A 23,085-nucleotide genomic window follows, 5' to 3' on the forward strand; every position below is an offset into this window, starting at 1 on the left:
AGTGCTCATTCTCGTGGGCGTTCGACCGGCCGACCATCGAGGGCAAACAAAATGGACGTTTTTGAGTTTCGGGGAAAACTCGTTTCTGATTACGAGACATTCACGAGAAGCTTCACCCGTATCAAAGCGACAGACATCAAGGCGTACGTCGACCGGGCGTACGACTCCGAGCGCTATTGGCCCGCACCGCTAATACAGGTAAACCCCAATTTCAAGACGGCAGCCACGGTTGATGCGCTCGTAAAAGAGGGAACCCTTCATAAAGAGTGCTCGCGCATTTTCCGTGCCGGAAAATCGGCTTCCAGTCCGGGCGTTTCGCTGACTCTGTTCAAACATCAAGAACAAGCCATAAGTTGCGCTCAGAATGGGGAAAGCTACGTACTGACGACGGGTACAGGTTCGGGAAAGTCGCTTGCCTACTTTATTCCTGTAATCGACGGCATTTTAAAAGCCAAGGCGACAGATAGCACGCCGCGTACGCGTGCGATTGTCATTTACCCGATGAACGCGCTTGCGAACAGCCAGATGGAGGAGCTCGGCAAGTTTCTCGCCGACTACGGCCAACATTCGCCTGTGACATACGGTCGGTACACGGGCCAAGAAAAAGACGAAGAACGTCAGCGGCTGGCCTCAAATCCGCCGGACATACTGCTCACGAACTTCATGATGCTTGAGCTCCTGATGACGCGTCAGGATGACAAGGATAAGGCCGTTATCCGCAATGCTAGGGGTCTGCGATTCCTTGTCCTCGACGAACTGCATACCTATCGCGGCCGACAGGGCGCAGACGTCGCATTGCTCGTTCGCCGTGTGCGAGAAGCTCTCGCCGATGAGCTTCAGTGCATCGGGACGTCGGCAACGATGGCAACGGAAGGGTCAGAGGAGGTGAAAAACGCGAAGGTTGCGGAGGTGGCGAGCCGACTCTTCGGCACTAACATCGCAGTTGCCAATGTAATCACTGAAACCCTGCAACGGGTGACTCCTGAACACCTGCTCGTCGAACATGTTCGGCACGAACTAGGGGCCGCGATACGAGCAGGGATTCCCTCCGAGCTGTCCTTCGAGGCACTAGCTAAACATCCGCTCGCTGTCTGGGTCGAGTTGAACTTGGGGCTGACGCGAGACGTAGGGCCGTGGCGTCGAGCTCGGCCAATAACGTTGACTCAAGCTGGCAAGCGGCTCGCCGAAGACGCGGGGATTTCTGAAGAGTTGGCGCGCAGCACCCTCGCGGACTTTCTGCTGCTGGCGTATCGAACCACGGACAAGCCCCCGCAGGATGGCGGCCGGAGCTTGTTCGCCTTCAAGTTGCACCAGTTCATTTCGGGAGGAAGCAAGGTCTACGGGACCCTTGAAGCCTCAGATAAGCGCTATCTAACTCTTGATGGCAGCCAGTATGTTCCGGGTGAGCGCGACCGGCGTCTATTTGCTCTGCATTTCTGCCGCGAGTGTGGACAAGAATATGCGCCTGTATGGGATGAGCACACCTCGAGCGGGCGCATGTTCAACCCACGCGGCATCGAAGAGCGCACGCACGAAGATGAAGACATCAAAAGCGGCTATTTCATGCCCGACACAACGGGTGTATGGGACGACACGCTCGACCGCTACCCGGAAACTTGGCTGGAAGTGAAGAAGGATGGCGACCTGAGGCTTAAGTCGACCTTCAAAAAGCGCCAGCCCCAGCACGTCCGCGTCGACGCGGAAGGAAAGCAAAGCCCTGACGGTACGCCGGGATGGTACATGCCCGGAAATTTTGGATTCTGCCTGCACTGTGGTGTGGTTCATCAAAGTGCAGGTAAAGAGTCGCTGAGGCTTACGGGGCTTTCTGGGGAGGGCAGAAGCTCGGCGACGACCATGCTCACGCTCTCCGCGTTGCGGTACTTGTACGAAGAAGACGAACAACTGAAGGACGAAGCTAAAAAAGTACTCGGTTTCACGGACAATCGGCAAGACGCCGCGCTACAGGTCGGTCACTTCAATGATTTTTTGCAGGTTTTGCTGCAACGAGCTGCTCTATTGGCCGCCGTCGAAAAATCAGGTGGTTCACTGAAGGAGAGTGATATTCCTCACGCCGTGTTCACCGCCTTGGGTTTTGAGCGAGATGACCCTGGCGTGCGGGCGGAGTACATGCAGGAACCCGACGTTAAGGGCAATGCACGTCGCCAGGTACAGGATGTCATGCGGGCGATTCTGGGCTACCGTGTCTATTTCGACCTGCGCCGTGGTTGGCGCTTCAATAATCCGAACCTGGAACAACTTGGGCTCGTGCGCATTGAATACCAGGACCTCGATGACCTTGCTGGTGACACTGGGGAGTGGGCGACAGCACCTTTGGCGCTGCAAGCAGCTTCAACGGTTGTCCGAAAAAAGCTTCTCAAGATGGTTTTCGATGCGATGCGGCAAGGTCTATGTCTATCTTCCCGCTATCTGGACCGTACCGAACTCGACAAGCTTAAAACGGCGAGCTTTGCCAACTTGCGTGAACCTTGGGGTTTCACCGAGGACGAAAACCCGGTTGCCGCGAATTGGTTCATAACGACCGGTCGACCACGTGACGAAGACAGACGAAATGTCGAATACCTTGTCTCCGGGAGCTCCCGTTCCAAATTAGGCAAGGAAATCAAACGGTCCAGCACCTGGAAAGAGGTCGACGCGAATGGGGTGGAAAGTAGCAATCCTCACGCCGCCAAAATCAAGGATGCTGATTACAGCGAAATCGTCGCGGCTTTGTTGAAGGCGGCCAAGTCTTATGGACTGGTCGTTTCGGAGGAAACGGAGTTTGGCATGACCGGCTACCAATTGAACGGTACCGGCTTAGTGTGGACGTTAGGCGCAGGAAAAAGCGAACGCGTCGCAGATGACAATGCGTTTTTCCGTAGTCTTTACGGCAACATCGCAGGCATGCTTGCGAACCCGGTTCATCGGATGTTCGATTTCGAGGCACGTGAACACACCGCACAGGTAGAGCAAGACGACCGTATGGAGCGGGAGGCTCGTTTTCGCTTCACGCCGAAAGACCGCGAAGATTGGCTCAACGCCAACGGCAAACCGCTTGAATGGCTTCCGGTTCTGTTTTGCTCGCCGACGATGGAACTGGGCGTCGACATCTCATCGCTCAATACAGTTTACCTGCGGAACGTCCCGCCGACGCCAGCGAACTACGCACAGCGCAGTGGCCGCGCCGGTCGTGCCGGGCAACCAGCACTGGTCATAACTTACTGCGCGGCACAGTCGCCTCACGACCAGTACTTCTTCCGCGACCCAGTACGTATGGTGCATGGTCAGGTGAATCCGCCAACGCTCGACCTGGCAAATCGGGAGCTCATTCAGAGCCATCTGCATGCGATTTGGTTGTCCGAGACCGGCAAAAAACTCGACAACAGCGTGCGTGGCCTCTTAGACATGAACGACCCGGCAGCGCCGCTTACCGACGACTATCGCCAGGAGATGGACGCCGATGGACCGCAGCGGCGCGGCCACGCGCGCGGCTTACGCGTCCTAGACATGCTTTCCTCAGAACTCACCCCTGACAAGGCTCCGTGGTTCACCGAAAATTTTCCAGAGCAGGTTTACCGGCGCGCCTTCGACGCGTTTGACCATGCGCTTGACCGCTGGCGAGAGTTGTTTGCGGCGACCAAGCGGCAGATGGAAATCAACCAGAAGGTGATGAACAACCCCGCTGCGAGCGAGCGGGAACGCCGCGACGCAAAACAACGTCACGACGAAGCGTTCCGTCAGCAGTCGCTTCTTCTGCAGGAGTCAGGGTCAGCGAATTCGGACTTTTACACATACCGGTATCTTGCCAGCCAAGGCTTCCTACCAGGCTACAACTTCCCCCGTCTTCCGTTGATGGCTTATATCCCGGCACGGAAAGGCAAAGTCGGACGAGAGAACTTCCTTTCTCGTCCGCGTTTCCTCGCGCTTTCGGAGTTCGGGCCGTACAGCCTCATCTATCACGAAGGCAGTCAATACAGAGTGACGAGAGCTCTGCTGTCGGTCGGTGCAGAGGACCAAGTCTCGTCGGGTACGAAGCTTACGACGGAAGTGGCCCGCATCTGCCCTGCCTGCGGCTATGGGCATTTTCGCGGTCAACGCGACGCCGATAGGTGCATTTCATGTTCGGCGCTGTTGGCCGATGCTGTCGCGGTGAAGAACCTCTATCGTATCGAGAACGTCAGCACCAAACGTGCTGAACGCATTACTGCGAACGAGGAAGAACGAGTCCGCCAAGGCTATGAAATGCAAACGACTATCCAGTTCGGCGAGCAGGATGGAACCTTGCAGGTTCGTCATGCAGAGTTGAAAGACGAAGACGGAATTGTTCTGGAACTGCAATATGGGTCAGCGGCGACGGTCTGGCGAATGAACTTGGGTTGGCGTCGACGCAAGGAAAAAAGCATCCATGGGTTCTCCATAAACCCTGTGTCAGGGCATTGGATGGGCGGAGCGAATGAAGAAGGGGACGCTGACGGTGAGACGGCTCCAGATAAGACACCTGCGCAGCGAATTGTTCCGTACGTCGAAGACCGTCGCAACGTGCTGATTGTCCGACCGGTCGAAGAACTCGACATAAAAACCATGGCAACGCTCCAGTACGCGCTTAAGCGGGGTATTGAAGCGGTGTATCAACTCGAAGAAAGTGAACTGATGGCAGAGCCGCTTCCGAAGTCAGACCTGCGACGTTCAATCCTGTTGTATGAGTCGGCTGAGGGCGGTGCGGGCGTTCTGACGCGGCTGGCCTCGGAGCCCGGCGCGTTGGCGTTGGTCGCGGCCGAAGCGTTGAGCATCATGCATTTCATTCCGCCCGTGAACGGAGATTGGGTGACTGGTGAGCTGGAAGAGCACAAGGATGATGAGGGTAAGCCTCTGTGCGAAGCGGGCTGCTACAAATGCCTGCTCTCGTACTACAACCAACCAGACCACACTCGCATCGACCGGCAAGACGTCGACAACGATGGCAAGGTACTGGAGGTGCTGCGCAGGTTGACGCGAGCTCAAGGTTCTGTGGGTTCTTTCGGTCGGACACCCGAGGCCCAAGCCGGAGAGCTAAACCGCATCTCCGGGAGCTCGCTAGAGCATGCCTGGCTGAAATATGTTGAAGAGCACGGGTATCTCAAGCCGGACCGAGGGCAGGAGCGGATTGAGCGCTGCAATACAGCTGCCGATTTCTTTTATGTCGACTGGAAAGCCGCCATCTTCGTAGATGGCCCGCATCACGATGTGGAAAAGCAGGCCGACGCCGACGCAGCAATCAATAGATGCCTGGAAGGGGCCGGCTACTACGTTGTGCGCTTCCCCAAAGAAGTGGACCGCTGGTCGGAAATCTTTGCGACTCATGCTTCGCTGTTCGGAACAGGAAACCAATAATGTCCACGGTTCAAGCTACATATCAACCGGGCAGCCTTGTCTCCGCACGTGGGCGTGAGTGGATTGTCCTTCCTCAGTCGACCGAAGACACACTTCATCTTCGTCCGCTCGGTGCGACCGAGGACGACGCCACGCTCATCTACCTGCCTATCGAACCGACACCAGTTGGTCCGGCGACGTTCCCCTCGCCGACCGTACAGCAGGCGTCAAACTTCGCGGCCGGGCAACTGCTGCGCGATGCGCTCCAACTAAAGCTACGAACTGGGGCAGGTCCCTTTCGCAGCTTCGGGAACATTGCCGTCGAGCCAAGAGCCTATCAACTCGTGCCGCTGCTTATGGCTCTGAAACAGGATGTCGTTCGCCTCCTGATAGCGGATGACGTCGGCATCGGCAAAACCATCGAAGCGGCGCTCATTGTTCGAGAGCTTGTAGACCGTGGTGAGATATCACGGGTCGCGGTGCTTTGCCCGCCGCATCTTTGCGAACAATGGCAGCGAGAGCTGATGGACCGGTTTCACATCAATGCGGTCGTTGTACGTAGCACAACGGCCAGCCGTCTTGAGCGGGGGTTACCGGCGAACCAATCAGTGTTTGAGGCCTATCCGTTTACCGTGGTGAGCCTAGACTACATTAAGTCCGACCGTCGGCGAGACGAATTTCTACGAGCCTGTCCCGAGTGCGTCATCGTCGATGAAGCACACACTTGCACTTATAGCGGCCAAGGCCGTCAGCAGCGTTACACCTTGTTGAAGGGGTTGAGCGAAAATCCAGAGCGACACATGGTGTTGCTTACGGCGACGCCACACTCCGGAGACGACGATTCTTTTTATAACTTACTTGGCTTATTGAATCCTGCCTTCCGCGAGTTAAAGGACATCCCGGCGGACGGCCGCAAGCAACTACGCGAAGAGCTTGCAAACCACTTCGTCCAGCGTCGCCGACCTGATATCGACGAGTGGCAGGACCGCCAACTCTTTCCCGAGCGTCTGACGGCTGAAATCTTTTACAAGCTCACCGGCGAGTGGGGGCAGCTCTTTGATGATGTGCTTGAATACGCACGCGAACTTGTCATCCGGGCGGAAGGGCAAGACTTGATGCAGCAACGCATGAGCTGGTGGGCCGCATTGGCGCTTCTGCGCTGCATCTCTTCCTCTCCCAAGGCTGCCGTGAACGCTCTACGGACTCGCCTTCAGGGGCGAGCGCTGGCCGGGCCGGATAATACGGAAATGCTAACGCTCGAGGACGCGGAGGAACAAGGCAGAGAGCGCGTACTCGACGGCTCAGAAGACAACCTGACAACCCAGGATATCGAGCCGGGCGCAAAAACGGAAGACAGCGTACTGTTGACGAAGCTCGTCGCACGCGCCGAAGAGCTGTCCGGCGCAGTCAAAGACCCCAAGCTAAAGCGCCTTATCGACCACCTGAAAGAACTCACTGGTGCAGGCTTTCAGCCGGTGGTTTTCTGCCGCTACATCGCTACGGCTCACTACGTCGCCGAGCAATTGCGCTCGGTTTTCCCGCACCACGAGGTCAAGGCCGTGACTGGCCAGTTCGCGGCGGCGGAACGGGAAACTGCCGTGGAGGCAATGAGCGAGGCGCAGCAGCGCATCCTTGTTGCCACGGATTGCCTTTCGGAAGGTATCAACCTTCAGAATCTCTTCACTGCGGTGGTCCATTATGACCTGTCGTGGAACCCAACCCGCCACGAACAACGCGAGGGCCGCGTTGACCGATTTGGCCAGGAGGCCCGCGAGGTCCGCACCACCATGTTATACGGTCAGGACAACCCGGTCGATGGGGCTGTGTTACAGGTCATCCTGCGCAAAGCGGAGAGCATCCGCAAGGAACTCGGTGTGCTCGTTCCCATGCCCGATGACCAAGGAAAACTGACCCAGGCACTCGTAGGTGCCGTGTTGTTGAGAAAGGGGACAACTGCCGCCAAAATGCCCCAGCTCGGTTTGGATTTCGGTGCACCGGAAGAGGCCATCGACACGGCTTGGCAGTCTGCGCGAGAGAAGGCTTCGAAAAACCGCACCCTCTTTTCTCAGCGCCGTCTCAAACCGGAAGACGTCCTTCCCGAGTGGCAGAAGACGCTGGCTGTACTTGGTGGTGAAGATGATGTCGAACGTTTCGTCAAGCGCGCTGCTGTGCAACTCGGAGCACCGCTCGAGCAGAGCACTAAGGGCGGCGCCAAACATTGGAAGCTTCATGCGGCTAGCTTGCCATCAGGGATACGCGAGCGTCTTGAACGAGAGGGGCTCGCCGGCACTTTGCGTATCGATTTTCACCAACCCGTCGCGGCGGGCGGTCAATACATTCATCGCACTCATCCGCTGGTGTCCGCACTGGCCGACCATCTGCTCGAAACAGCGTTGGACGAACGCCGGGAGCCGAAGGAAGTCGGCGCAGATGCTGTGGCCCGTGCAGGCGCCATTTTCACCGATATGGTCGATGTTCGTACTGTGGTGCTGCTGATTCGTCTGCGCCACCAATTGACGGCGACACACCGCGGCAAGTCTCAATTGTTGCTCTGTGAAGAAGCGCTGGCTGTCGGCGTGCCGGCCGACGATGAGTCCAGCCTGCTGGACGACGCAACAGCGCGTGTGCTCATGGCTACAGAGCCCACCCGCAACATGCCTCGGCCCCTGCGAGACCAGCACCTCCAGCGGGCGCTTGACCAATTGCCCGGTTGGCAGCCTGCGCTGGAAGACCTGGCTCGCACCCGAGCTCAGTTGCTACTTGAAGACCATCGCCGCGTTCGGGAGGCTTCCGGTGCACGAGGGGAATATCGCGTCACGCCGAGCCTTCCTGTAGATGTAATGGGTGTCTTTGTGCTCATCCCGGCCTGATGCCAGCCCCCGAACAGGAATCCAATAGAAAATGGCTCGCCGCTTAACACAAGAACTCGCCTTCTCCGCCCTCGCCATCGAGGGTGGCTTGCTGGCGCCTGACTTCCTCAACAAGGTCGCACATCTGGAAGCATCGGAGCAATCCGAGGCAGACTACGACGTCCCTCGCGGGCTCAAGCTTCGCGACGAAATCGGTCGCTACTGGAAAATTGCCCAGAACCTCTGGCAAGACTTCGACGCCAAGCGCCGCCGGTCGGACCTCGATACGCATGCCATCACCGTGCGGGACTTCCTGGAGCCCTTGTGCAGGCAGGTGCTGGGTTTTGCGGATTTGCGGCCAATCGGCCAAGTCGTGCTTGATGAGCGTATTTTCCCGATTGGCTTCTGCGCAGGGGAGGGTCGGGTGCCGGTGATTTTCGCCGCGTACGACCAGGGGCTGGACAAGCCGAGCAGCCGCCACGGGGACGGAATCCGCCGCCGCTCCCCGTTTCTGCTCACACAGGAATACCTGAACGCGAGCGAAAAGGCGTTGTGGGCGGTTGTTAGCAACGGGCTCAGGTTACGCGTCTTGCGCGATAACCCAAGCTTTACCCGTCCGGCGTATATTGAGGCGGACCTAGAGGCCATCTTTACCGAGGGATTGTATCCAGACTTCACTGCTTTGTGGCTACTGACTCATGGCACCCGCTTCGGCAAGGTGGGGGCGGAGCCTGCTGACTGTCCGATAGAGCGTTGGCGTAACACCGTGCAAGAGGACGGCATTCGTGCCCGCGAACGACTGAGGGTGGGTGTCACCGAAGCGCTGAGGGCGCTCGGCACAGGTTTTATCGTGCATTCCGCTAACGGTCTTCTACGAGAGCGTATTCAGAATGGCGAACTCTCGCCGCAGGCGTTTTTCGAGCAACTTTTGCGGTTGATTTACCGCCTCATTTTCCTCGCCACAATCGAGGACCGTGAACTGGTGTTCGCACCGGACGCCAACCCCGAGGCTAAGGCTCGGTACCATGCCGGCTATAGCCTGCAGCGCTTGCGCCAACTCGCCGCGCGTCGACGCAGCTATGACCGGTATTGTGACCTTTGGCAGGTGCTCGCCATCACCGTTGCTGGCTTTGAAAATGGCGAGCCAGCACTTGGGTTGCCCGCCTTGGGTGGCCTTTTCGAAGCTAACCAATGTCCGGACCTTGACGGGGCAGCTCTGGAAAATCAGGCTCTGCTGTCGGCGCTGTTCAGCCTCTGCTTTTTTCGTCAGGGAGCAGCACTCTCGCGGGTCAACTACCGTGACATGGATTCCGAAGAACTCGGAAGCGTCTATGAAAGCTTGCTGGAGTTAGTGCCGATGGTCACCCTCGCTGGCGGCGCCCGCACGTTCGGCTTCGTGGACGATGGCGAGGAGGGAAGCACTAAAGGCAACGCCCGCAAGCTCACCGGTTCCTACTACACCCCCGATAGCCTGGTGCAGGAACTCATCAAGAGTGCGCTGGAGCCAGTCATTGAGCAAACGCTGAAGGCCAACCCGCAGGAGCCGGTCAAGGCGCTGCTCGGTTTGACGGTGTGCGACCCAGCCTGCGGCTCCGGCCACTTTCTGCTTGCTGCAGCCCGTCGCATCGCCGAGGAAGTCGCGCGACTCAACGCCCCGGATGGTAACCCGTTGCCGGAGGACTACCGCCGCGCTCTTCGCGACACGGTGGCTCGCTGTATTTACGGCGTCGACAAAAATCCCATGGCAGTTGAACTGGCCCGCACTGCGCTCTGGCTGGAAGCCTATACGCCTGACCGGCCGCTGACCTTCCTCGACCATCACTTACGCTGCGGCGACGCATTACTCGGGGTGCTCGACCCCGCTATCTTGGACCGGGGCATTCCAGACAAAGCATTCAACGCGCTTTCGGGCGACCACAAGGACGCGGTCAAAGCCATCAAGAAAGCTAATCGCGATGCACTCAAGGCCATAGAAAAGACCCGTGAGAAGTCCCATCAGATGCTGAGCCTCGGGCTGGAGCAGCTGGGGGATATTGCAGCGCTCGAGGCACTCCCTGACGACACTCTGGCCGCGCTGGAGGCCAAGCGTGCGGCCTATCGCGATGCCGAGGCTCACATTGCTACCTCCTGCGCTCGACTGGCCGCCGACCTCTTTGTTGCCGCCTTTGTTTTGCCTAAGACAACGGAGAGCGAGCGCTGCGTGCCGACGAGTCAGGACTTGTGGCTGGTAATGAATGGTAGTGCACCACGACCGGACGTGGCCGCTGTGGCGGCCCAGGCGGCGCGCACGGCGCAAGCCTTCCACTGGTGGCAAGTCTTTCCGCAGGTTAAGGCAAGGGGCGGCTTCGACGTGTTACTTGGCAATCCGCCATGGGAGCGCATCAAGCTTCAGGAAGAAGAGTTCTTTGCCACCCGCAGCCCGTCAGTCGCCGCTGCGCCGCACAAGGCAGAGCGTGGGCGGCGTATCGGCCTGCTTGCAGAAGGAATGCTGCTGCATACCCTGTATCCGGAAGCGGAGGCCGCGCAGGGTCTGGTCCCACCGAATCGCGCTGAGCAACAACTCTATGCCGATTTTCTTGCCGCGCGACGCGGGGCCGAGGCGGCCAGCCTCTTTGCCCATGATGCTGGGCGCTATCCGCTCACAGGCGTGGGCGATGTGAACACCTACGCGCTGTTCGCCGAGACCTTTGCGCAACTGGTGAGCGAGACTGGGCGGGCCGGCTTTATCGTGCCGACGGGAATTGCCACTGACGACAGCACTAAGGCATATTTCGAGGCGATTTCTCAGAATGGCCGTCTGTCAACACTGCTAGCTTTTGAGAACGAGGAGTTCATCTTTTCTGAAGTACACCATGCTTTTCGCTTTTGCGTCCTAACTTTGGGCGTAGCCGAAAGGGCCGAATTTGTCTTCTTTGCGCGTCAACCGTCGCAAGTGCATGATTCACGCCGCCGTTTCACCCTGACTCCCGAAGAATTTCGCCTCATTAACCCGAACACTCGGACATGCCCTGTATTTCGCAGTCAGATGGATGCCGAACTGACCAAGAAGCTCTATCTGGCCGCGCCGGTGCTTATTGCCGAAAATCCTCCAGAGCAGAACCCGTGGGGCATCCGTTTCGCAACAATGTTCCATATGTCCAACGACAGTGACCTGTTTCACGATGCCCCTGCTGCTGACCGGCTGCCGCTGTATGAAGCAAAGATGATTCACCAGTTCGACCACCGTTGGGCCACCTATAGGGCGAACGGGGAATGCGAGGATGTAAGTGAGGTCGAAAAATTTGACCCTGAATTCAGCGTATTTCCACATTACTGGGTCAACACCTCCGAAGTTGAGCAGCGTCTCGCGGACAAGCGCTGGGACAGGGGGTGGCTGATTGGGTGGCGAAATATTACGGGTGTGGAGAAGATTCGTGGGCTGATTGCATCGGTTATGCCACGTTGTGCTGTTGGGAACAGTCTAACACTGCTATTTCCTGCTCCCATGCCGGCAGCCGTTTATGCATGTTTGTATGGAAATCTTGGGGCGCTAGTTTTCGACTTTGTATTACGCCAGAAGCTCGGCGGGGCAAATTTTAATCAATTCATTGCCCGACAGTTACCTGTAATACCTCCCGACCGCTACGCCGATGCCGACGTTGCCTTCATCGCACCGCGGGTCCTCGAACTTACCTACACCTCTCATGAGGTCAAGCCTTGGGCGCAAGACCTCCAGTACGACGGTGAGCCTTTCGCTTGGGACCCCGAACGCCGCGCGTTGCTTCGCGCCGAACTCGACGCCTACTATGCTCGTCTCTATGGCCTCACGCGTGAAGAACTGCAGTACATCCTTGACCCCGCGGATGTGATGGGTGACGACTATCCATCGGAAACCTTCCGTGTGCTCAAGAACGATGAAATCCGAGAGTTCGGGGAGTATCGGACACGGCGATTGGTGCTCAAAGCGTGGGACAGTTTGGAATCGGGCGAACTGAAGTCAGACTCGTCGCCTGTGCGCTCGGTGCCAGTTGTTTATTCGGACCTCGCCGTCATCCGTAGCGAGGCGGAAGCGGAGTTTGCTAGTCTAATTGCTGCCCTGATAAAGCAATATCAGGATGGAATTTCCGTTGCGGCCCTGCAGGCTTTTGTCAGCCGGGCGACGGCTCCGGGGTACCCCGAATTGCTCCTTGAACCCAAAGAAGCAGAAAGGTTGCAATCTCTTGTCAATGGCATGAGTGCGCTGACTGCACCTGAAAGCCTGACCCACATTCCTCCGCTTGTTTATCGACTTGAGGTAAGTGGCGCGATTCGGTCTGAACGCAGGGGTGGCACGACAGTTTTCATTCGTGGGGCTAGTTCCCTCCCGGCCGACGTACGAAGCTTGCCCGAGCATCTTGAGTTGGCTAAGTTGATGTTGAAGCTTGAGGCGCGACGGGAGCTTGCGAGAAAGAACGATGTTCGTCTCAATGAACCGGCTGAGCGCGGAACTGATGCCGGGACTCGCACTGGCTAAGGGGGAACGATGGGCAGTTGGCTTCAGGCATACCCGCCGACCAGGAAACTCCCTAGGCTCTGGGTTGAGCGGTTTTGGCTCATTGATTCAAAGGAGCCGCTGACCATCGTCCGTAAGGTTGACCTGCAGCCGGGCATGAACATCGTCTGGGCAAAGGAGCCAGAATCCAACGATGCCTCTGGGCTGGCCAGTGCCGGTCATGGGGTTGGCAAGACGTCCCTTTGTTTGCTGCTTCGCTACTGCTTAGGGGACGACGCCCCCTCTATCGCCGCACTTCGCGAGAAGGCTGCGGCGTCTTTCCCACGGGGAGGCGTCGCGGCAAAGATTCATATTGATGGCATAGCCTGGCTCGTATTCAGACCGTACGAAGCTAATAGCCATTCGACAGCAGGGGTCGATTGCGAGCTTGAAGCTTTGTTCTCAGAAGGCGCTACCCGTGGCGGATTTCCATTGTTTCTCGCAGCCCTAAGCGAGTCCTTTATAACAAGGCTCCCCGCGTCTTCGCTTCCGGGAAGCAGCCAGGCCCTGGAATGGAAGCACTTACTGGCGTGGTGCGTTAGAGACCAAAAAACGCGATTTGACGGGTTTTTCCACTGGCGGGATGGCGACGGCCTCGGATTTCGCCGTTCTCGGCAGGACCCACCTCTATTCGTGCGAGCCGTACTAGGACTTCTCGACGCTGAGGGTGACCGCCTCATTCGCGAGGTGGAGTCATCTCAGACGGAACTCAAACGCATCGAGGAGCAACTGCTCTTGCTAGAGCGTGAGCAGGCCTATGGGCTGACTTACGTCGAGGCGCGGCTCCGCACTTGGCTTCGCGCTGGACCTGACGTCCCAATCTTTACTAGTATCCTAGGACCCTCGCTGGAGGTAATGGTAGCCGACTTGAAGTCTAAAGCGGAGGCTTACGAGGCCGAAGTCGACAGAGAGTCTGAACGGTTAGAAGATGCGATTGCACCGCTAATTGTCAACCTTGGTGAGTTGCGGCAAGAACTCACGCTGCGTACGAAAGAGAAGGAAATCGCACAGGCCTTACTTGACGCGAATCAGGCGGAATACACGCGCTTGCTGACCGAGCTTCAGGAGTTAAATAGTCTCGTTGGCCTATGTCGTTTGGGTCAGGTCGAGTTTTCAGATTGTCACCATATCTCGACGAGACGCAGCACGTACAATTTGCCTCAGCTTATCAACCAGCGTGCGGCAAAGGCGAATGAGCCACAGCGGCGGCTCGAGCTGCAGGAGGCCAACCGACTCGAAAGCGAATGCCGAAAAGAACTTGAAACTCAAGAGTCACTCGTCAACAAGAAGCGTGTCGAGGTCCGTCGGCTCCAGGTACGAAAGGGAACAAGCGAGGCACAACGAAACTCTCTCGAGGAGCTTTGGGATGATTTGAAGTCTCGCGTACTGGCCCGTGAGAACGGTGCCGCGTCGCAGTCATTGGAGCAAAGTCGGACGCAACGGGACCTTCAAGCGCTAGACCTGAACAAAAAACGAGCCGCACTGCTCAAGCGAGACCACGAGCGCTCGGAGCGAGCGACCACTTTGCATCGGCTTACTCAAACGGTCGCCGCGCGCCTGCTAGGGGAGTCTGGCCAGGGCCGGTTTATTCCGGATTCGGATGACCGGCTTTTCGAGCTTAAACTCGGCGGTGAGGCATATCAAGTGCTCGAGGTCTTGCTTGGTGACATTACCTGTCTGATTGATTCTGCAACCACCGAAGCGAGTCACTATCCGGGCTTTCTGGTTCACGACTGCCCACGTGAGGCCGACATGAGCGAGCGCCTTTATCGGGAGTTCCTGTCGACTGTGGCTGACGCAGCTATTGAACTGTCCGTCATCCAAGGTTCCGTTCCCTTCCAATATATTGTAACCACAACGTCTCCGCCCCCGGAAGCTCTTAAGACAGACAGTCACCTGGCGCTTGTTCTGCAGCCGGGCTCTGATGAGGGGTTGCTTTTCAGGCGACGACTCGGGCCGGGAATGCTAAGTTTTTAGCCAATTCCAAGCGGCGACTGATAGCGGCGAGACAGGAGGCTTTATGCATGATTTGCACATGTTACAACCTGTTCCGGCACCTGGCAGCCTGTCCTGGGCACCTCTTGGCTGTCGGAGGGCACATCAAAGCGTTTGCCTAGGGAAGGCGGCGCCCGCACGAGGCATAGTATGAATAGCACAGTCGGATATTCCAGTGTCGATGCGGTACCGCCGTCTCCGATTCAGTGGAACATTCTCGAGCAAACTCGTGTCGAAAAGGCCGCGTCTGATGGCGGTTTCGACATTACTTTGACGCGAGAGGGAAGCTGGCTCGTCTTTCGGTCAAGCGCCTTCTCCCAACGCCTTGGCGTTGAACAGCAGTCCGCCCACACCTTCCGCGTGGAGTTTTCAGACTTGACGTGGGGAAAGACAGTGGCGGAAGACTGTTCGCTTCTCGTCGTGCAGCAGGAAGGGCTGTGGCCCATAGTCGCAAGTAACGTGACAGGCTACGACTTCCTCCATCACGTGCTACGTCGCGCAGCAAGCCTGTGTCGCGTCCTAGCGACCGAAACTCTCGGTCAGTTTCGCGCTGCCACCGTTGACTTGCCTGCTTCTACTGAAGCTGAAAGACTGGTAATTCAGCGGGTGGGCCAGGACATCTTCCGACGCGGCCTCATCGAATATTGGCAAGGCCAGTGCGCTGTCACGCAGCTCGATGTTATTCCATTGCTGAAGGCGTCCCACATTCGACCGTGGGCTGCTTGCGATACGGATGTGCAGCGACTGGATGTTTTCAACGGTCTCCTCTTGGCGCCGCACGTAGATGCCTTGTTCGATGGAGGCTGGATTTCATTCGGCGATAGTGGCGAAGTGATTGTGAGTGAACTCTTACCTATGTCAGCCCGCTCGCATCTGGGCGTGCGACCCGATTGGAAGTTGGCATCTTTGACCGACTGTCACAAGGCATATATCGCTTACCACCGCGACAAGGTCTTTCGCGAGCAGACTAGACTTTGGTGAGTGGCAGGAACGATGGGGGACGGTAGCCATACTTGACTCCCGCAATGGCTTTCGCGCTGCTCGCGTGCACAACCAAAGGGCAGTTTATGAGAAGTGGTGCCGCCGCGTAGATTACAGGTTGTGCTATTTATGTCGCGAGCGGCGAAGCTGTAAGAGTTTGCGGGGAAAAGGTCGGCATTTGCTTGATTGCTATGTCGGAGAACAGATGCCTCGTCCGTGCGGCTTGATATCGCGGAAACAAAACGGAGTGTGATGTATGGCTAATGCCGTCGAAAAACTGTTCGATTCCGTACTCGCCAAATTGCCACCGGAATCGACCGAGATTAACGATGAATCGAACGCCGACAGTGACCGCAGCCGTGACATTATCGATGAACCATTGGATTCAGAGTCGGACGAAGTTCATACTCTCGACTTTCACGACTCTGTGTACGAAGCGCACGACGCATTGCATTCCGGACGCTCGCTATGGGAGTTGCCACCGGAAGCGGATGGCATCATCGAAGGAGGCATTCGTCGGTCCGGTTTCGACGTACTCGCCTTTTTCAAGTCGCGTCGCCACCTCGCTGCGAGACCATTCCCAGGGCGCTGGGGCATTTTCTACCTGCGGCACGGGTTGTTGTACGTCGAAGCACAAATTGCCCGGGCCCACCCCGGCTTTGGGAGGCCCCGCGACCTTGCGCGTCAGTTCCTCCGCATGCACGAGCATTTTCACTATCAGGCGGACCTACAGACACTGATGTTCGAGGCAGTGAAGGGCCGTCAGCTCCACCAGCCGTTGCGTCGCGCCTTTCGTGGACTACGGGACGAATTCGTCGAGGAAGCGCTCGCGAACCGTCAGGTCTGGACGTGGGCGCAAAAGCCCTCGGTCGGCATCGACGATTTCGCGTACGACTTCATGAAACTGCAGCCCAACGCATACGCCAGATTTGACGAACCTGGAATGGAGTTGACGGCAGAATGGGCTGCTAATGTCGTGGATACTTCTGTCGGTCCTGACGTGCGTAGATACGACCTGGCGCAATGGGTTGAGGCACTTCCGCAATATTATCTGCGGCCATCGTTGTGCCCGGAATATGTGGTCTACCCGGCAGAATCGAGTCTCTGGCTATCGCCTGCGTTGGTCCTGCCCAAGGTGACCAATATTGCGGAGGGCCGTGAAGTCACTAAGCGGCTAAAATCCAAGTTCGCTCACCTCGAAAAAGCGTGGCGCAAGACAAAGCAAAAACTCCTTGAAGCCCCCCAACTTCACGGTCTCAACTTAAAGCCATGGCCCAAGGACGGTCCCGATTCATATTCGGTGAAAGTAGATGAAAGCAACCGCGCTCATCTGAGACATGAGGGAAATGGTCGATGGACTGCATACATTATCGGGACACACAAAGAACTCGAGCACGGCTAACCGTACAGACCGGTGTCCCGTCTCAAGCTCCGACGAATTCGGCCTCACCACGCGTGGGACATCAGGCGACAGTACCCAACATAATCGGCGGCTTATTCGATAACTTCATGTTGCCGCAGCCACTGACCGTGCTCAGAGACAATGGTCGAGAACGGCGAAGGATTTTCGCGGTACATCACCTTGAACAAAGAGAGGCAATCCGGGGACGACTTGTCTGTGCTGACACTTTGAACTGACGCGTCAACTAATGAACTTGTGGGACCAAGCTGGATGGCCTTCTCAGCAGCGACGGTCGTTGCCATCATGTCGTCTGTACCCTGTAGCGCACATGTTCGGAACGCGCTGCGGGCGGCCGTGTTAAACGCTGGGCTTCCCTTAAATTGTCCGAACAGTCCGAATTCGATGTTCATAGTCTGGTGCCATATTTCCAGCTGTACTTTCTGCCTCTCTATGTCGGCGCCGGGCGTTTCGAAGAACACCGCTACTATCGAGAGACCCGTACAGAGGGCAGCACCTGCGTCCCACCACGGTGAACGCAAAGAATCGATGAAGCCCAGCATAACCGCCGCGCCGACCAAAATCCCGCACAAAAGGATAGCTGCCGCACCAACGTACTCAGCCGCAACCAAGAATTTGATAGCAAGGCCCACTCCCAACAAAAGAGCCGCAGCCGAAATAGTAGCTCGTATTCTCATAAACTCTTCAGTAGCATTTTCGCGAGTCATCAGCGACCCGCCGACCGTCGCCTAGCTCGTTGAAGGAAACGGAGCGACGAGCGCCAGGAAAAAAAGTGACCAGAGGACATTTGGTCCGCGCGTCAGTCGCCCTTGCTTTTGAACAGCCGCCCATGTATTCAACCATCATTGGTTGCTATCCTTCAGCGGACGCCGCTCTGCGGCGACCTATCTACGTCGCTTACCTCTTAAAGCGCCCCGCCTGCCTAGGCTGCAAACTGCAGTACTTCGAGCAGTTGCCCAAATTTCTGCAGCAATTCATCGAAGGTGTGCTCACTGCATCTAACCCCGCAAGGACTGGTGGGCGGCCCGCCCGTCTAGTTAGAAGCCGCTTTGGTCCTGACGGCGCTGGGTTCGCCAGTCTGCTTGAACATGTCGTCCATCAAGTCCTGGACGACGCCGTCGGCATTGGGGAACTGGTGCAACACGGAATTTTTCCAGTGCCCGGACGCGATAAGGCCGCCGCTTGGCGCCTTGTAGAAGCGGATGTCCATCGAACGCAGGTACATGACGATGTCCCAGAACCAGCTGTCGGTGTAGGTGACGTTCATGTCGGCTTTGTCGCACGCGGGGGCAACCGACACCGACACGCCGTGGTTTTCCAGGTTGCGTTGAATTGCAGCGTCCATGTCAGCAGACTTGCCGCCGTGCGCGGTAAAGCACGCTGTCGTCATCGGCGAGCCTTTCGCCTGCGGACCAGTGGTGACGTTTTGAGTCGTTGAACATCCAGAAAGAATGGCGAGCGCGAACACAGCGGCGACAGCGGAGACCAGAGTGCGCATTTTATTTTCCTGTTTGAATGCAAAGACGGCACTCTGATTATCGGCAGCTACGTCGCGAACTTGAGCAAGCGGGAGGAAAACCATCCGGCCATCGTTAGGTGGAATGCGCACCGTCACACGCTTCGCGCCACACTGCGCCTCCGCTCGATTGCCACCATGGCATGCAGCCAATATGCGCCCGGCGCGTTAAAAATAGCCGGGCCGCTTTCAATGTTCTTCGCGTCCATAGGGCTCGCCCAGGATGACAAGCACATAGCGCACCGTATCGGTCGGAACGTTTTTCCCGCGCAGTCCAGCTTCGAGGGCTTTCGGCGCTTAGACCTCTGTCAGGAAGGCTCCAAAAGCCAGTTTCTCGAAAGTAACGAGACGAGGTTATGTACATCGCCATGGGGGCTCGACACCTCCTCGCAGCATCCGCCAAGACTCTTCCACCACGCCGATGTCCTTCAACAGGTCGAAGGCAGCATCCGCGATGCCACCACACTGGGTGACCAGTGTTTTAACGGCAGTCTCGGAAGGCTCGATTGACATGCTGTACAGCATATCCACGAACAGTTGAGCGTTGAACTGGGCGCCCGCATAGCGGACGGTCGCATCACTTGCGCGTAAGAGCGCAACGTCTTCCGACGGCCATCGCTCCCGCCACGTCCACTCTCGCCGTAGAACAACGGCAGTAGGCTTGCTTACTGCTCGGTCCGGTGTCGAGGGTGTCGCGGGATGCACAGGCGGCTCCGGCCGCGCCTGCGGCCAGAGGCCCCCGTAAAGAACGGTAAATGCGTCGCCGCTACGCTCGAGGAATCCGCATTTCGCCAGATACCCGAGGAAAAGTCTAAGCACCGCCGACACCTGGTGCCGGACGAGTTCCGAGGTGCCGAATCTGCCGCTGACCCAGTCGTAAACTTGCGACAGCGAAAACCGTTTCGTCTCTTCCCGACCGCCGATGGGGTCATAGATGAACCGGACAAAGGTAGCGCCTTGCCATACATCAATCGGAGAGGGTATGGCCTGCGCTCCTTCCCGGAGAGACACATGCAGATGTCGTGGCCAGCGTGCACCGTGAGCCAACCCGAGCACGGTGCGCAATTCAAGGCGCTTCATCTCATCGGGAAGAGCCTGATACCGAGCGTTAGCCTCGTCCACCTTGCTCGGCTGCTTCGGCGGTTCTGGCCGGTGACGCGGGACGCTTGCGACCTCGCTGCTTTTGCGCACGACCCAAGCTTGGTACTCTGCAAGCAGCTCCGCCTCGATTACAGCGTAGTCACTGTTGCTGACCCAGTTGCGGTTGGTCACACATTCGAGTACGTGCCATGCGAGCTCCTGCAGCGTGAGCGATTCTTCCTCCAACAGTGGGAGCAAGTCTATCTCGATGCAGGGCACGTGGCTCGCACGAAGATACTTCGCTTTCTCCGGTTCAACCTCGTGTCGGACTTTCACTTCGACGATGACCTGAGACCTGTCGTCCAGACGTCCCGCGACATCGGCGATATACGTTCCGATGCGCGACTCCGCGCAGGCTTCACTCAATCGCCAAACTTTGCCGGGCAGGTCAGCGGTCTTCGAACGCTCGAAGAGACCGAACCTCGGGTGCAGTCTTTTGAAATTGACCACGAGTGGCGGAAGCGCGACAGAGCGATGCTCGAGTATCAGATGTTTCGCCGCAAGGTGCAGAGCGGTCTCCGCACCGCTGACACATTCGGCCCCGGATGCGTGCGAGAAGTACCACGCCCGGATTTGCCCCTGCTTCGCTAAAAGGCGACCGCCGCACCCCGGACAAACGCAACCGCATGCTAGGCCTTGGGGCACCGAGTGTATGTCGACGAGCCGGCCCCGACGGTCAAGCGCAAAAACGATGCGATGATGCATAAGGTCGGATGCTGGTCTCGTGGACTGAATGGCTGCCGATTCTAACTGTTCCGTCGGGTGGGGCCAGAAAACCGCTGCTCCACTGGGCACCTGACCACTACGTTTAGGTCGTCAACTCAGCGCCAGGCTCGACTGCGGCCACCGGCGCGGGCACGGCCACGCTCTGGCGCGGCGCATTTTTCGCAGACGCCTTCTTAGCAGGCACCTTCGCGCTCACGGGCTTTTTGGCAACCACTTTCTTCACCGCAACCTTCTTCGTCGGTGCGGTCTTTGTCGCTGCGACCTTCTTGACGTCGGCTTTCTTGGCAACTTTTCTTTTCGCCGAAGGCTTCGTCTCGGCCGAAGCACCCGCGTCCGCCGCCACGCCGGCACCATCAATCAAAAACTTCGAACGGTCCTTCACCGATGCCAGCCACGCCGGAGCACGCCCGCGCCCGCTCCAAGTCGCGCCGCTCTTCGGGTCCTGGTAAAGCGCCGGCTGCGGGCCCTTCCGCTGCCCCGTACCCACAGTCGCCCCGGCCGATTTCGACGCCGTCTTCTTGCCAGCCACCTTCGCCTTGCTCACAGCACCCGCGGTCGCCACAACAGTAACTTCAGCGCCGCCTGGAATCAAAAACTTACTACGGTTCTTGGCTTCGGCAATCCAGGACGGCGCGCGTCCGCGACCGCTCCATGTCGCGCCATTCTTTGGGTCAAGATAAAGCGCCGGCTGCGGACCGCGGACGTAACTGCCAGCAGCTTTAGCTTTGCTAGCAGAAGAAGATTCTGCTGTCGCCGCACTGGCATCAACCAGGAACTTGTCTCGGTTCTTTGCGCTTGCAATCCAACCCGGCGCCCGGCCGTGTCCGGTCCAGGTTGCACCACTCTTAGGTTCGCGATACTTGACCGCAGTAGCGCTACCATTGCTCTTGGTCTTAGCAACTGCCTTCGTGGCGCTCCGCTTGCCCCCAGCGTGCGCGTCAATGTCAGCAGTCGTAAGACCGTGTTCTGCCATCAACTCGCGAATCTTTTCGATGACGCCCGACGATTGCTTTGCAATCAACACTTCTGCCTGCTGTTCGAGCCTTTTGATTTTTGCTTGCAAGGATTCCAGAGTTGCCATATTTGTCGCTCCCGTTTAACTGCCCGCACTATGCCACGGGCGTGGCTCAATCACTATCCGCGCAATCAACGCCTAGTTCTTTCGTACTCGTCCTTGCTGAATACCAAGCCCTCGGGCGTGACGATGTCATCTGCCGATGGAGACAAAGGCGATGGTGGGTCCCCTCTCTGGTCCTCTATCAGAGCTGCCAAGGCTCGTGCGCAGTCAATGACGTCATTTTGGACTTGCTTGGATGACGCACCACCGTCCAAATAGATGCGCAACATCTCTACTTGCCGCATGCGCAACCCGATTTTTCTGAGGGTTGGCGAAAACCATTTGCCGATTGCACTCAGGTCGTAGAACGAAAGCCTAACTAGCTCCTCGCCAATCTCCCCGATTTCGGTCTTTATTTGTTCGATTTTTCCGTCCTGCGTCATCCGGTACGCGCGGCGCCCCAAATCACTGACGTCTCTCGAGAACTGTCTAACCGCATGAAGCGCCTCCGCGCAAAAAGCCTCGGAAGGGGGGATGTTGTCAATGATGTCTTGCTTCAGTCCATCGGCAAGCGAAGATGCTCGTTTAGCGAGCTCCTCCAAATCTTGGCCGTTATTCAGTGCTAGCCGAAAGTTCACGACCTCATCAAACGCGTCGGCCGTAAGAGTCAGCCGCGGACGGAGCCCCTCGTTTGCAGCCACATCGGTCGAAGCCAGTGTTCTCAACGATGTAGCAACGAATCCGCAGTCGGCTCGCCATTTTTCGAGGTTGGGGTTGGTTAATCTGTCGTTTGACGGAAGAGCGGCCCAAGCTAGCGCTCTCGTTAGGAGCGACGCCAAATCAGAGCGAAATTTTTCCTCGCTTGTCTGCGTCGTCTCGACCTTTTCACCACGTGTAGCCAAGTGTTTTCTAACCAGTTCCACAACTTCGTGCGGCTCGGCCGGACGTGATGTCGAGATATGACGCAGATATGGTTTCTGCTGTGAGTAGTAAACGGGCTCACTACCCTTTGGAACCGTGACTACGAGTACTACGCGCTCCGATTCGACCGCCCATGTGGCTTTCGGCGTGACTGCGGGTCTGATTGAATTCGTGCAAATTCCCTCAAGGCGTTGCAATAATTTGTCCCGTTCGGCTGGACTCTCGACCTCCTTGAGACCGGCAATGTCACCCTCGTCATCGACTCCGATGAGAATTGTTCCGGAATTGGACGTCGCGAATGCTGCAATCTCCTTCGCCAAATCCGTCACTTGTTGAGGGAATTCCCTCTTGAACTCTAACTCTTGCCCTTCACCCTTTGCCCTTAGTTCCGGAAGGCCACGGGACACGAGTTCGTCAGCCCAAAGAGGTACTTTCATGCTTTCCCCGATTTCGTTTTGATAACAGGAATACGCCATCCACACAGCTGGACGCCAGCGTCAACCATTTTGCCCGCAGATGGGCCATGGATACAAATGCGCTTCGGCGCGCCAGAGTAGCCTACAGCGGGCTAACGCATCGCGATGCAGGCACTGCGGGAGGTGCCGTCCGCATGACGAGCCGAGG

General features: G+C 57.4%; 11 protein-coding genes and 1 pseudogene. 6 read left to right on the top strand and 6 right to left on the bottom strand.

Annotated elements, in window-relative coordinates; all coding sequences use genetic code 11:
* Positions 1-51 precede the first annotated feature (51 nt).
* The 6 genes from A6V37_RS07815 (at position 52) to A6V37_RS07840 (ending at position 17,083) form a co-directional block, all read left to right on the top strand.
* Positions 52-5,367 (top strand): DEAD/DEAH box helicase, encoded by a 5,316-nt coding sequence (locus tag A6V37_RS07815; RefSeq protein ID WP_064265595.1) that lies wholly within the window; start codon positions 52-54, stop codon positions 5,365-5,367.
* The gene (locus A6V37_RS07820; protein ID WP_064265596.1) at positions 5,367-8,216 is read left to right on the top strand and encodes a helicase-related protein; all 2,850 of its coding nucleotides are present in this window, start codon (positions 5,367-5,369) and stop codon (positions 8,214-8,216) included. Before A6V37_RS07815 ends, A6V37_RS07820 begins: the two co-directional genes overlap by 1 nt.
* A gap of 31 nt (positions 8,217-8,247) precedes the next feature.
* A complete protein-coding gene (locus tag A6V37_RS07825; protein WP_082904845.1) occupies positions 8,248-12,687 on the top strand; it encodes an Eco57I restriction-modification methylase domain-containing protein in 4,440 nt (1,479 codons plus the stop codon).
* A 135-nt stretch (positions 12,688-12,822) separates the two neighbouring features.
* Entirely contained in the window at positions 12,823-14,682 is a 1,860-nt protein-coding gene (locus tag A6V37_RS07830) for a coiled-coil domain-containing protein (protein ID WP_242665713.1), read from the top strand.
* 168 nt (positions 14,683-14,850) lie between these two features.
* On the top strand, positions 14,851-15,681 hold the full coding sequence (locus A6V37_RS07835; RefSeq protein ID WP_064265598.1) for an HNH endonuclease: 831 nt from the start codon (positions 14,851-14,853) through the stop codon (positions 15,679-15,681).
* A 256-nt stretch (positions 15,682-15,937) separates the two neighbouring features.
* Entirely contained in the window at positions 15,938-17,083 is a 1,146-nt protein-coding gene (locus tag A6V37_RS07840) for a hypothetical protein (RefSeq protein WP_064265599.1), read from the top strand.
* A gap of 92 nt (positions 17,084-17,175) precedes the next feature.
* Here the strand turns inward: A6V37_RS07840 and A6V37_RS07845 are convergent, their stop codons facing one another.
* The 6 genes and pseudogenes from A6V37_RS07845 to A6V37_RS07870 all read right to left on the bottom strand — a co-directional run bounded on the left by A6V37_RS07845 (position 17,176) and on the right by A6V37_RS07870 (position 22,898).
* Positions 17,176-17,808: a hypothetical protein gene (locus tag A6V37_RS07845; protein ID WP_064265600.1), complete on the bottom strand. Its 633-nt coding sequence runs from the start codon at positions 17,806-17,808 to the stop codon at positions 17,176-17,178.
* A gap of 326 nt (positions 17,809-18,134) precedes the next feature.
* Entirely contained in the window at positions 18,135-18,599 is a 465-nt protein-coding gene (locus A6V37_RS07850; protein WP_131799808.1) for a hypothetical protein, read from the bottom strand.
* A gap of 372 nt (positions 18,600-18,971) precedes the next feature.
* A complete protein-coding gene (locus tag A6V37_RS40500; protein WP_242665714.1) occupies positions 18,972-20,207 on the bottom strand; it encodes a hypothetical protein in 1,236 nt (411 codons plus the stop codon).
* Positions 20,208-20,297: 90 nt separating this feature from the next.
* Positions 20,298-20,462 (bottom strand): annotated as a pseudogene (locus A6V37_RS43100) (competence protein CoiA family protein); the annotation flags it as partial.
* A 103-nt stretch (positions 20,463-20,565) separates the two neighbouring features.
* Entirely contained in the window at positions 20,566-21,564 is a 999-nt protein-coding gene (locus A6V37_RS07865) for an H-NS family nucleoid-associated regulatory protein (protein ID WP_064265604.1), read from the bottom strand.
* A gap of 65 nt (positions 21,565-21,629) precedes the next feature.
* Positions 21,630-22,898 carry an AlbA family DNA-binding domain-containing protein gene (locus A6V37_RS07870; protein WP_064265605.1) on the bottom strand — a complete coding sequence of 423 codons (1,269 nt, stop codon included), beginning with the start codon at positions 22,896-22,898 and terminating at the stop codon, positions 21,630-21,632.
* Positions 22,899-23,085 lie beyond the last annotated feature (187 nt).

This window comes from Paraburkholderia ginsengiterrae (assembly GCF_001645125.1).
GTDB classification, from domain to species: domain Bacteria; phylum Pseudomonadota; class Gammaproteobacteria; order Burkholderiales; family Burkholderiaceae; genus Paraburkholderia; species Paraburkholderia ginsengiterrae.

What these genes read in the sequence shown, in the direction of transcription:
- A6V37_RS07865 (WP_064265604.1), bottom strand. Translation starts at nt 21,564, where the DNA reads ATGGCAACTCTGGAATCCTTGCAAGCAAAAATCAAAAGGCTCGAACAG.
- A6V37_RS07820 (WP_064265596.1), top strand. Translation starts at nt 5,367, where the DNA reads ATGTCCACGGTTCAAGCTACATATCAACCGGGCAGCCTTGTCTCCGCA.
- A6V37_RS07825 (WP_082904845.1), top strand. Translation starts at nt 8,248, where the DNA reads ATGGCTCGCCGCTTAACACAAGAACTCGCCTTCTCCGCCCTCGCCATC.
- A6V37_RS07815 (WP_064265595.1), top strand. Translation starts at nt 52, where the DNA reads ATGGACGTTTTTGAGTTTCGGGGAAAACTCGTTTCTGATTACGAGACA.
- A6V37_RS07840 (WP_064265599.1), top strand. Translation starts at nt 15,938, where the DNA reads ATGGCTAATGCCGTCGAAAAACTGTTCGATTCCGTACTCGCCAAATTG.
- A6V37_RS07835 (WP_064265598.1), top strand. Translation starts at nt 14,851, where the DNA reads ATGAATAGCACAGTCGGATATTCCAGTGTCGATGCGGTACCGCCGTCT.
- A6V37_RS07830 (WP_242665713.1), top strand. Translation starts at nt 12,823, where the DNA reads ATGAACATCGTCTGGGCAAAGGAGCCAGAATCCAACGATGCCTCTGGG.
- A6V37_RS07870 (WP_064265605.1), bottom strand. Translation starts at nt 22,898, where the DNA reads ATGAAAGTACCTCTTTGGGCTGACGAACTCGTGTCCCGTGGCCTTCCG.
- A6V37_RS07850 (WP_131799808.1), bottom strand. Translation starts at nt 18,599, where the DNA reads ATGCGCACTCTGGTCTCCGCTGTCGCCGCTGTGTTCGCGCTCGCCATT.
- A6V37_RS07845 (WP_064265600.1), bottom strand. Translation starts at nt 17,808, where the DNA reads ATGACTCGCGAAAATGCTACTGAAGAGTTTATGAGAATACGAGCTACT.